The sequence below is a fragment of the Paraflavitalea sp. genome (assembly GCF_059502485.1).
On the sequence record NZ_JCACET010000009.1, the window covers coordinates 1 to 11,787 of the forward strand.

An 11,787-nucleotide genomic window follows, 5' to 3' on the forward strand; every position below is an offset into this window, starting at 1 on the left:
GAAATCAGGCCGCTTAAAATCTTAAAAAAAAGTCCAACTTTTTGGGGTCACTTCAAAAATCAGGGCTTTTACTATTCGTTTACTTAGCAATTTCTGTTGACGACTTCCGCCAGAGAACGTTGCGATAGCAACTTTGTGGGCGGAGAGAGAGTTGTAAACCCATGTTTTAGTAGCTGAAAATCAATTGTTATTTACCTGCAAAACCTCGTAACTCCACGAATGACGCACAAAACATATTTACTTCACGAGAACTATTTACCTAAATAAAGATAAGTAAAACAGCTTGAATGTATGTTTGTCTTTTAATTAAGTTCCTTAACAGGTGCAAACACGCAACCTGGCCTATAAACAGGTTACCCTATTATATCTTGTTTCAAAACGAAAAAATAAATAGTAGCGTGCTTGGAATATTTTCTGATTCCGTTGTAACAATTATCCAAAAGTCAAATGTCCCTTAATGGCACGTTATCTGGTTCAGACCTTTAGCACTACAAACATGCTATCAACACCTGAAAAAATGGATATTACATCCAATATCCGGTAAAGCAGGATAAGAGAAATTCGTCTGAAACCTTTTTAACCCTCGGTTGGGCACTTTTTTATTGCTTTACTGGCGAAGGTATTCAGCCAAGCATTTTCCTTTACCTAATCATTAGACGAACAATTCGTTGCCTGTTTAATACCCTTCAATTTGCTTTGTGCAGAATTGGCAGTAATCTCCTGGCAGGATACAGTGTTAGCCCACACGACATCAACGTAGGTGGTCTGGCCTTCTTTCACTTCAACTTCAAAAGGTGCTGATTTTTTGTGACTGGAAAGACCAGTATTCGCGGCTCGCACAGTATGCTTACCAGCCTTGACGGTATGCACAGAATACGTTTTGTTCTTTAGTTTGCAAACAAGGGAATCATCAAGATATACCCGGAAGTTGACCGCACTGCTCACATAACCGGTGGCACGGATAAAATATACCTGGCCTGTTTTTTCCTGGGAAAAACAAACTGAGGAAATCAAAAGCAATACAGTAAGTAAGGACAATAGGCTGATTTTTTTCATACAGGGATAATTTAATTGGTTTAATAATATATTCGTTTACTTACCATCATTGATAATATGAATATCTTGTTGTGGGAACGGCACCGTGATGCCTTCCCGCAAAAACGCTTCATTCACCAGCGTAATCACGTCGTTGCGCAGACCCAAAAAGTCCCGCACATGACCCACCCAGAAATAAAGATCGATATCGATAGAGCTATCCTCAAAAGCTTTCACAGATACAATGGGTTCAGGAAACTGCAACACCTTCTCATGACTTTTTAGCACGCTTTCCAGTACGGCCTTCACCTTTTTCAAGTCACTGCCGTACGCTACACTGATCAATACATTCAGCCTGCGTCTGTTATGCCCCATCGTCCAATTGACGAGGTGATTACTTAATAAGTCACTGTTTGGTATGATCAGGCAGGCGCCGTCGATTAGGCTTACCACACTGCTCCGGAAGCCAATAGTTTTCATCGTACCCAGTTGGCCATTCACTTCGATGATATCACCCACGTTCACAGGCTTCTCAAAGGCAATGATAAGTCCACTCACCAGGTTGCTCACAAGCCCTTGCAATCCCAATCCGATACCTACGCCCAACGCTCCCAATACAATGGTCAGTTTGTCGATAGGAATACCGGCGGCGGCAAAAGCAAAGAACAACCCAAGCGCCAGCACGAAGATCCTGATAAGCAGCAGCCAGCTTCCTACGCCAGCCCGGCGTGTCAGTTTATCCTTATTGCGTTGGTCGCCCGGATCACTGGCAAAGAAGGAGATGACCTGGGAAAGAATGACGGAAACCAGAAGAATCACAACGAAAATAAAAATGCTATTGATCGTGAAAGTATAATTGCCCAGCACTCTTTCTGCCGTCAGAAATTCCATAAAGGGCGTAGCCGCTTCCTGGAAGGCATAAAAGTTCCGCGCCACGAGGATGAACCAGCCCACTACAAGAAATACATAAAAGAAACGGGGCACACGTTCACCTATCCGGGTAAAGTCAATGTAAAACAACTTTCTGTCAGGATGTTTATAAACATTTGAGATCATCACCAGCCCCTCATTGATCAGCCTCACCGTCCATAAGAACAGGATCGCAATCACCAATCCGGCATAGCCGCTTACCAGCATCGTCTTGGCAAGGTTATACCTGCCGGTTAAGTTCAGCAGAATGGACACCCCTTCAGCAAATACGACAAAGCCGATGAAATATACAATGCCTTTTTCCTTTAGCTCCTTACGCTGCGGACTGCGCAACACATATATGCTATAGGAAACGCCGGTTAGCGACAACAATAACATCCACCATCTTTCAGGCCGGGAAGCCTGCAGCTGCATATTGGTCAGCGCAGCCAGCACAAACAACAAGACCATCACTACCCAAAAGCGCATCCAGAATCCAGCAATGAATCGGTAGAACAGGATGCCAAGACAAATCGCACTGATTAGCCAGATGCATGCCCCAAACACAAAAGGCGGTTGCAGAAAAAGGAACTGGAATATGTTCAGCACCAGTAAGATGGCTGATAATAACGGATAACGTACCACCAATTGTCCCTTGAATTGCGGATCAAGCCCTCGTTCCTGTACCCATTTCTTTTTCAGTGAATGTAAAAAATACCAGGACGCAAGGATCAGCAGCAACACAATCACCAGCCGCCCCCGGAAATCATGCAGATAATAAACAAGCGCCAGCCTTTCCTTGGCGGCTGATACGGCCACAATCTCCCCGAAAGCCCGGTGTCGCAACGGCGCTTCCCATAATGCAGGAAACTCGGCATCGAAACTATGCTCGATCTGTTCACCCCGGTATCGCTCCACATCTTCCAGGTTCGAGCGGATTTCCACCACCATCATGTCGAGGCCGGTTTCTAACACCTGTAGCGAACCGACAGTTTTGCGCAAGGCGGTATCGGTAGGGCCCAGTTCGCGGGCCAGCACAGCCAGCTTACGCACATATTGTATCGTCTGCAACGAATCGCCGGCAAAGGTATACAACACTGAATCCGCCGATACACTGTCTATATGATCTACAATATCAGTTAGCGTATTTACATAGCGCCCCAGTTCATTCCGGCGCTCCGTCATCTTCAACAACAACTCGCTCAGTATACTCGATGTCACGGCAAGGTTGCGCGTCGTCTGTGCACTGCCCGGATGCTCGAATATGCCATCGCGCACCAGTTCCAATTCCGAATGTGTAATCTTCAATTCGGTTTGATAAAAAGCCGTATCGATCCCTTTGCGCAACAATAATTTGGCCCGCTCCACAGTGTGCCGCAACTCCTGCAATAGCTTTTCCTGCTCGATGGCCAGATGCCCTACACGGTATTTCTCGATACTTCGAATGGCCTCTGCCTGACCAAACGCCCTTGCTTTTTGTAAAAATTGACCTGCACGCGCAGGTAACCGTTGCGTAGTGTCGGTCTGTTGCGCCGGCACAGTGATGCACAGGCAGCAAAAAAATAACCATAAACAAAAAACGCTACAGGAAAAGAAGCGATATGTCATGAGCAAGGATCATTATTTCGTGTAAAGCGGAGAGCGCTTCAGCAGGTATTCCAGCGTATTCTTATACGCATCCTGTGTGTTCCAGAACGATGTGCGGTTTTGGCTGTACACACTGCTACCCTTATCATTATACATATTCAACGTCAGGTTCGTTTGATAATTCTGCCTGGCTGTACCATAAGAATAAGAATTGTATTTCCTGTCCCTGTTATCATTCTTATTGTTATCCTTAGTAGTGGAAGAGCCGGAGTTCGATTGATAGTTTGTTTGGGTTGTCTTGTTCATCGATACAACGCCATCTACTACATATTCCACGCCGAGAATATTACAAAGATCTTCCATCGTATATCCTTTGATAGTTTCCTTATCCACGCCCGCTTTGATCAGCAGCGCATTGCTGGTGCGTGGGTCGAGGATGGAAAAAATACCCGAATGCTTGCTCATGAAAGCATAACACTCATTTTGAACCTGGTCGCTGATGGCATCGGCGGCAGATTGACCATCGCGAATAAAAGTAAAGGGAAGAATAGCTACCTTGTTATGATGGTCTTCCAGGCCCGGTCCACTTTTAGATACGCCAGCTGCCGGTTCGTTTTTTGTCTCAGAAGGTAATGCGGGCTTGTTGAATACCTGGATGCGGCCGCTGCTAAAAGTGATCTTGATAATGTCGGTCTTTTTGATCGTATAACTTAGCGTTTCTCCGGCATAAGCAAACTCGATGTCGCCATCATTGATCTTAAGCACCTTACCGGTAAGCTCTTCACCGTCCATTTTTAATACCACATCATTTTTAACAGTAGTTTGTTGTGCAAAAATGGGTAAACTGCTCATCAGCAGTAAACAAAACACAGTTAGCTTTCTCATGATAGGTAATATTTAAAAGTTTAACAGCAGTTAACTAAAGATAAGCAATTCGTTACATTTTAATATACAAATACAGCTCGCAGTGCCTTCAGGCCGGTAACGTCAGGGAGGTCTTCCAGCTCCAACGTTTCCCAGCCCTTCTCTGTCCATCCAGCCCGGTACAGTCTGTTTAGCAACTGACCATAAGCCTGTTCATCCTGTGCACCGGCATATACGATCGTAAGTCTACCCGGCATAGTTATACGCTCACCAGTTTGTTTGACCGTCGCTTTGTCAATACGCTTTTTCAATACTTCAAACTTTACATTATAACTTCCGTCTACATCGAAATGCTTTTCGTCTGTGCGAAAACGGAGCGTGAGCGGATGCTGCCAGGCAAGCACGAGGCAAGTGACATCCAGCGGATAAGGCAATTGGGGCATCAGTGTATGGTGTGATCGCTCCATTTTGCAAATCGTTTCGAGTTGCCAGTATCGCAACGCCTCAATTGTATCGTGGCTAAAGGGCAAATGCGGGGTTATCGCCCGGCCAGCGTATAACACATGCTCCAGGCCATCAGTCTTGTAAAATTCACAATAGTGTGGCACGATCTGCTGGGCTGCTATCTGCGCTTCGTTCAGCACTGCCACCAGGTTGTTATTTACCGAGGCCACCGTGTGCAGATAGTCCCTTCTCCGGCGGTGGAAAGCGCCTTTTTGCGGGTCGCAATCTGTCAACCAGGTCGTTATCGCTGAGTCCTTTCGCCCACCCTTGACCATCGTAACAAGTTCCCGTTGTATGATTGCCAGGTATCCTGCAATACTTTCTTCAGTATAGGCTGCGTAGACTGATTCGATCTGCTGTCGCGACTTTTCGATGACCTTCCGCTGCTCCGGAAGCAAGCCTGTATCATGCAGTAACCGCAGCAGCGCGTCCATTTGTTGCAGCAAATCCAGTTGCACACATTCATTGCGCTGTCGCGAAGATCCCCTCAGATCCACCTGCCCATAAAATGGCGTCACATCTTCAAGCACAATTTCGGCCATCGGAACCGGTTTACCCAGTTCCTGGCTGTACAACCATTTTTCTACTTCCTGCACAAATCGCCATTTTACACTCGGATGTATAGCTGTATAGCGTTGTTGTATAATCGCATCCGCCTGTAATTGAAAGCGGGTGATCAATCGCAGGATGGCATCCGCCAGGAAAGGCATCACAACGTCCAATTTCTGAGCACCGATCGAATGCAGGTCGCCCCGTCCGGGCGCCACCACCTCCAACAGACCTGCCACCTGCCCATCTTTCACCACGGGTGCAAGGATAAAGCTTTGCCATCCCTGTCTGCTGAACAGCCGGGCAGCACTGCGGCCGATAGCACTTTCGGCAACCTGCTGTGCATCAGCCACCACCCACTTTTTCCGTCCATGGATTAATTGTTGGTATTCTTCCGGCCCCAGCACACGCCTGCCTGGCAATTCCTTCGCATCCGGCAGTAGAAAACTAAGCTGCTGACCATTAAATATTGCCTGCCGCAATCGCCGGGTCATCGGATCAAATAGCGTGAAGCCTACTTCAATGCCTGCCAGTCCAAAGACCGAACGAAAGATGGAGGTTACGCTGTCGCGAAAATTGTCGGTATGCAGCGCCAGCAGTTTTTCTTTGAACACTGATACGGCATTCTCTACAGTTACGTCAATTAATGTAAGAAATGCAAAACCTTTCAGCAGCCAGCTTTCTTCGGGAAAAAAAAACTTCCACAGATCCAGGTCATCGTAGCTATTAATCAGTCGTTCAATGTCCTCGCTGTGGATGGCCATAGCTTTCTCAGTAGGCGCTACTTCAATAAAACGGGTATTGTACAGCACCCGGTAATATTTACTGATGCCATCAGCGTCAGGTATTTCGTAGAGCAATGGCTTTTGAAGGTCAATGTGGGTACCGTAATATTTGTTGAGAATAAGGCAGCAGCAGGCAATGTAGCTGTGATGCGGATCTGGATCTTTAATGGTGAAATGAAATGCAGGACCGGCCTCTTGCAGCAGCCTCACAAAACGTGGCGTGTGATTGAATAAGGCATCGCTGAATGGAATACACACGGCACGGATATCACTTTCACCCAGTTCAGGTGGAAAAAACCTTTCGATCAGCCGGCTTATATCGGCAGCATCAGGTGTGCCATGATCCGCTGAGCCTGTCAGGGCGTCAAATGACCATTCAACCCGGAAGGGCCATTGATGATTGGATATAGTCGGAAGTACTGCCATGCGTTAGTCGATGCCGATTATTTTGCCGGCTTTCTGGACGGGCTTGGCTATCCAGCGCGGTGCCCGCAGGCGATAGCCAACAAATAACTGCCACGCAGTCCGGTCGTCTTCTGTGTTCACCCTGGTATGCTGCTGGTTGAAGGCGGATAGACCGAGATCGGCATAAAGGCCTGCAAAGAAGCGGCCACCATTATAGCCCGCACCGGCTCTGCTATCCAGGCGCCACACTAAGTTGTGTTGGTTGCCTTTCATTGTTTCTGTGGCATAGCGCGTAGCAATACGCGAATAAAGGTAACCTACCCCCGGTGTTAGGGCCAGCGAAGCATAAAAACGCTCCCGCGCTACAAATGTATAGTGATAACCAGGGCCAGCTATTATTTCCAGGTTGCGGGCTTTTTGGGTGAAGCCGTTAGGCAGGGGGATTGACTGATCATCATTAATAAAATAGCCGTAACGTATTCGGGGAATGAAGCTGCCAGCGCTCCGTAGCTGTCTTTCGGTTTGGAAAGTGACTGCGCTCAGGGAATATTGCATATTGAAATTATAGGCCGTTATTCCCTGGAATTGCGTCAATACAAGTGCAGGAATTTGGACATACGGCTGTCCGGATGTCCAGTTGGTGTTGAAGTCTCTGGTGTTTGTGAGGTAATATCCGCGGGTTTTGGCATACGTAAACTCATTGTACCAATGCTTGCCTCCCAAACTGAAAACCAGACCTGTGTTGCGCGTCCTTCCTTTTTTGATATCATCGTTGTTGCCTGGCAAAAATCTGAGGACGGTGCTGATACCGAAGTAGATATACCGGTAGCTAAAGGAAAGGCCGGTAATGGACGCTGCATTCGGGCTCAGGCGAATGTCCCGGGCGCCGGTTATCACCGCCAATTTCTCCACGTCTGTACTTTGTGTAACCTTCAATACGATTAGATGGCTAAGCTTTTCGAGACGTAACCTTTGAATACCCGGCGTATCGGCCTGCGCATAAGCACAACTTGCAAATGCAATAATTATAAATACACTATTGCGTATAGGCCCCATACAATTTATTTATATAAAAATAGGAAATTATTATCCCACGTATTATTCCGGGGCTACAGGAGATAGGCACGAACAGTTCAAAAGCTTTGTTGAAATGAAATGTTAAACCATCATTTTCGGGTTGTTTAGACAACCCGGCGGGAAGAGTCGTCATTGCCTGCCCTCATTGTGTCGGATAGTTTTGTCCGAAACAAAATAATGATGAATAAAACAATTATCCACACCGTACTGGGCGCCGGCATCCTGCTGGCAGCAACAGCCTGTAAGAAAGACAAAGAAGAAGAGATGCCTGCATCCGGCGCCATTACCATTGAAAACGTATTGCAATCCAAACCACTCGTACAGTCGGGTACTTTTCAGGGTGCTGGTACGCCCGCAGTGATACTGCCCGGTCAATCGACCACGATCCGTTTTGCAGGAGCCAAAGGCGAAGCCCTTTCCTTTGCTACGATGTATGGATGGTCCAACGACCTGTTCTTTGCACCGGAAAACCCCGGCATCACGTTGTATGATGCAGGCGGCAACCCCATCCAGGGCGATGTGTCTGCACAGATAAAGCTGTGGGATAACGGCACGAGAATTAACCAGGTGCCGGGCATGTTGGTAAACCATCCGGGTACTGCGGACAATAAGAACATCACAGAGGTAAACGGTACAGATGCACAAGGCAATACCTACCTCGCAGCCGCTAAATTGATGAAAGCTACACTGGCTTATGAAGGCAATTCTTATTTCACCCTCACGATCACAAACATTTCCGGAGGCACGGCTAACGAAACACCTTTCAGCCCGGGCGTGTGGGCAGTTTCTTACATCGCAGGAGGAACCCTCCTGAACGCAATGCCATTGTATACTAAAGAGATGCCAACATCCAATGGGCTGACGTCAATCGCGGAAGCGGGCAACAACGGTCCACTGAGCACTTATGTGTCGGGCATCACGGGCATATTCACACCGCTGTCACCCGTATTGGTAGTCGTTTACAATGGTATCGACAATCCGGTATATAAAATTGGTGAGAACGACCGGGGGCAGGGATTGAAAGAATTGGCGCAGCAGGGCAATGCAGACATACTGGCGGCCGCGCTTAAAACAATGAAAGGAGTGAAAGAAGTATATGTATTACCGGCGCTTGGTACCAGAGTATTGTTACCAGTGATTGGTGAACAGGTAGGCGGTAAGGTGTCACAATCCATTATGTACACCAAAGGCGACAGGTTGGCCATCGCCACTATGTATGGTTTTTCCAATGATTGGTTCTTTGCTACCCCGGCAAGCGGGATAGATCCTGCAGTCAAAGGGGATGTGTCCACCAGTATCGGGCTCTACGACAATGGCACGGCCATCGACCAGTTTCCGGGCGCCGGCATCACCCAGTTCAATCTCGCTGGTACGCCATTAGCAGAAAGTAAACCCATACAGGCAGTGCCCAATCCCAACCCATTCACTACGTTGCCCCCTATTAAGGATATTATCCGGGTGACGATTAATTAAGTCTGGACAGCCACCACTTGGCAACGCTCATACAAAATATTAAGAGGCCGCCTCGATTTAGAGACGGCCTCCTCATTGATAAAAGAACCATTGAAAAACACCTATGTAACCTATAAAACCGGTAATGATGTCATTTATTCCTCATCCAGCTTTTTTTCAAGAATGGCAATATATTGTTTGGCGTCCTGGTTGGCAGGGTCCAGTTCCAGAATGTCATTAAGGTGATCCAACGCTTGCTCATAATTTTGCTTTTCATTCGTTTGATAAGCTGCCAGGTAACCATAAGCCTCTACCAGCCATTTTTTATGAGTCGCTGAAGCTGTATCTGCTGTTAATACATCCACCAGTTTCTCATAGTGTGCAACAGCCAATCCCTTTTCCATCGCAGAGTCCGGCAAAGGCCACCACACCCACTAATATGTTTATTATCTTTTTCATTGTTACTGTTGATTATACACATAGCTATATGCGGTTAATAAATTGATTTCTTTTGGATGTCTTAAAATTACATCCGTACTATTAGCAGCCCGTTAGCCTTGTATTAGAATTACATTAGAGCGGGTTTTAACATATTTTTGGCACGGCTTTCTCTGATTGTTGTATATCGATAACAATTATTTTAGATTATGGAAGAGCGAAAAGTTTTGATTGTAGAAGATGAACACAAGATCGCGGATACATTGAAAACTGGTCTCATGGAACATGGATACCATGTAGAAGTAGCTTATGATGGAAAGCTCGGTGAGCGATTATATTTTGCGCATTCATTTAACCTGGTTGTTTTAGACATCAACCTGCCAGGTGTCAATGGTTATGAGCTTTGTCGCATTATCCGCAATCACAATGCCCAAATGCCGATCATTATGCTAACAGCACTGGGCAGACTCAATGATAAAATTGAAGGCTACGATTCAGGAGCAGATGATTACCTCGTAAAACCCTTTGAATTTCAGGAACTGTTGGTAAAGATCAGGGTATTGCTCAAGCGCACCATGTCTCAGCATTTGCCGGTAGGCAATCTCTTGCAGGCTGATGACCTTACCATGAATCTCGATACCAAAGAAGTAAAAAGGGGAGAGGATATCATTATCCTGACAGTTAAAGAATTTCAGTTACTTGAATATCTCATTCGTAACAGAAATAGGGTCGTATCCCGCGCCGATATTGCAGTCAATGTCTGGGATATTGACTTTGATACCAATTCCAATGTCATTGATGTGTACATTAACTACCTTCGCAACAAGATTGATAAAAAGTATGAAAAGAAGCTGATCCTCACACAAACAGGTATGGGATATATGTTGAAAGCTTCATAATAAACGATCGTATGAAAGATAATAATTCCTATAAGGAGCGGCCCAAATTGATCCTGCTGGATGTATACGAAACATTGCTCGATATGGGCGAAGTACAAAAAAAGATAAATGCCATTTACAACAACAGGCATGCCTACACCATCTGGATGGGCCAGTTTATGCAATACTGCTTTGTCGATAACTGCATCGAGCAGTTCAATGACTTTCCGGCCATAGCCGCAGCCACGATGCGCATGACCGGACAAATATTGTCCAAAGAAGTTACAACCGTCGATATCAACAGGATTTTGGAGCTGCTGAAGCACCTGCCACTCAATCAGGGAGTGCAGGAAGGGCTCTCCCTCCTTAACGATGAAGGGTTTCTGATGGCCGCATTGACCAATTCACCCCAAAAAACCGTGGTTGATCGCATGGAGCGCACGGGATTGATCTCCTATTTCAGCAAAGTAATGAGTGCTGAGCACGTTGGCAAATACAAACCCTATATGGGTGTATATACTTGGGCGCTTGAACAAATGAAGGTCCGTCCCGAAGAAACACTCCTCGTTTCAGCCCATGGATGGGATATTGCAGGTGCAGTAAATGCTGGAATGCAAACAGCATATCTCCTGCAGTCCGAACAAATTCTATATCCTTTAGCGCCCGAGCCGGATTATACCTGCAGTAATCTGTTGGAACTCGCCAACATTTTTACTACATCCACAAAAACGTGGATGGACTGATATGTTAACCAGATTCTAATATTATACTAATACATAGCTTAACAGAGTGCAGCAAATTGCAGGTTTGTCACCAAAAATTGTTGCTATGCCAATATTATTTACCATCGCCTGGTGGGCAACGTTGCTGATGCCCGGTAAAACAGGGCAAAATGCCATTCATCCAACTCAAAGCATTGAAAAGCAAGGCACCTTCCTTTTTGTAATAAAAGATACAACCCTCACCTCAGGCAAAAGCGTAATTCATTCCTTTTCAGTTAATAACCTTGTACCTCCTAAAATCCTGGAACTGAAATTGAACGAATTATCTTCCATCAGTTTTCGCAACAATACCCGCCAGGAATTGATCCTGATGCTGCCCACTGTGCTGATGCCCGAAAAACCACGAAGGGATTGGGTCACCATCACAGCCGGACAAACCTTTGCAGCACCATTGCAAAAGAACAAGACGGGTGTGTACAAATACCACATTACGCGTATGGAACAGAAAGACAATGGTGTAGTAGGGCTAATGGTGATCAAAGCAAAGTAATAAACCCTGTCACAGTCCAGGCTGCTTTCTAA

At 46.2% G+C, this 11,787-nt stretch carries 10 protein-coding genes; 4 read left to right on the forward strand and 6 right to left on the reverse strand.

Annotated features, from left to right (window positions below):
• Window positions 1-645 precede the first annotated feature (645 nt).
• Genes AC5JBY_RS15830 through AC5JBY_RS15850 form a run of 5 tightly spaced genes read right to left on the reverse strand, consistent with a single transcriptional unit; the run spans window position 646 to window position 7,694 of the window.
• Window positions 646-1,056 (reverse strand): DUF2846 domain-containing protein, encoded by a 411-nt coding sequence (locus tag AC5JBY_RS15830; protein WP_495905592.1) that lies wholly within the window; start codon window positions 1,054-1,056, stop codon window positions 646-648.
• A 36-nt stretch (window positions 1,057-1,092) separates the two neighbouring features.
• Window positions 1,093-3,552, reverse strand: a complete 2,460-nt coding sequence (locus tag AC5JBY_RS15835; protein ID WP_495905593.1) for a mechanosensitive ion channel family protein — start codon at window positions 3,550-3,552, stop codon at window positions 1,093-1,095.
• Window positions 3,553-3,564: 12 nt separating this feature from the next.
• The gene (locus AC5JBY_RS15840; RefSeq protein WP_495905594.1) at window positions 3,565-4,416 is read right to left on the reverse strand and encodes a hypothetical protein; all 852 of its coding nucleotides are present in this window, start codon (window positions 4,414-4,416) and stop codon (window positions 3,565-3,567) included.
• A 59-nt stretch (window positions 4,417-4,475) separates the two neighbouring features.
• Complete coding sequence (locus tag AC5JBY_RS15845) at window positions 4,476-6,659, reverse strand: GAF domain-containing protein (protein WP_495905595.1); 2,184 nt, start codon at window positions 6,657-6,659, stop codon at window positions 4,476-4,478.
• A gap of 3 nt (window positions 6,660-6,662) precedes the next feature.
• Window positions 6,663-7,694: a DUF4421 family protein gene (locus AC5JBY_RS15850; RefSeq protein WP_495905596.1), complete on the reverse strand. Its 1,032-nt coding sequence runs from the start codon at window positions 7,692-7,694 to the stop codon at window positions 6,663-6,665.
• 201 nt (window positions 7,695-7,895) lie between these two features.
• On the opposite strand from AC5JBY_RS15850, the gene AC5JBY_RS15855 reads away from it, so the two are divergent.
• Window positions 7,896-9,188 (forward strand): spondin domain-containing protein, encoded by a 1,293-nt coding sequence (locus AC5JBY_RS15855; RefSeq protein WP_495905597.1) that lies wholly within the window; start codon window positions 7,896-7,898, stop codon window positions 9,186-9,188.
• A 134-nt stretch (window positions 9,189-9,322) separates the two neighbouring features.
• Here AC5JBY_RS15855 and AC5JBY_RS15860 read toward each other — a convergent pair whose 3' ends face one another.
• Window positions 9,323-9,598 (reverse strand): hypothetical protein, encoded by a 276-nt coding sequence (locus tag AC5JBY_RS15860; protein ID WP_495905598.1) that lies wholly within the window; start codon window positions 9,596-9,598, stop codon window positions 9,323-9,325.
• A 216-nt stretch (window positions 9,599-9,814) separates the two neighbouring features.
• Here AC5JBY_RS15860 and AC5JBY_RS15865 point away from each other — a divergent pair, with 216 nt between their 5' ends.
• The 3 genes from AC5JBY_RS15865 (at window position 9,815) to AC5JBY_RS15875 (ending at window position 11,755) form a co-directional block, all read left to right on the forward strand.
• Window positions 9,815-10,504, forward strand: coding sequence for a response regulator transcription factor (locus tag AC5JBY_RS15865; protein WP_495905599.1), 690 nt, complete (start codon window positions 9,815-9,817; stop codon window positions 10,502-10,504).
• An 11-nt stretch (window positions 10,505-10,515) separates the two neighbouring features.
• Complete coding sequence (locus tag AC5JBY_RS15870) at window positions 10,516-11,226, forward strand: haloacid dehalogenase type II (RefSeq protein ID WP_495905600.1); 711 nt, start codon at window positions 10,516-10,518, stop codon at window positions 11,224-11,226.
• 85 nt (window positions 11,227-11,311) lie between these two features.
• On the forward strand, window positions 11,312-11,755 hold the full coding sequence (locus tag AC5JBY_RS15875) for a multicopper oxidase domain-containing protein (protein WP_495905601.1): 444 nt from the start codon (window positions 11,312-11,314) through the stop codon (window positions 11,753-11,755).
• Window positions 11,756-11,787: the final 32 nt, after the last annotated feature.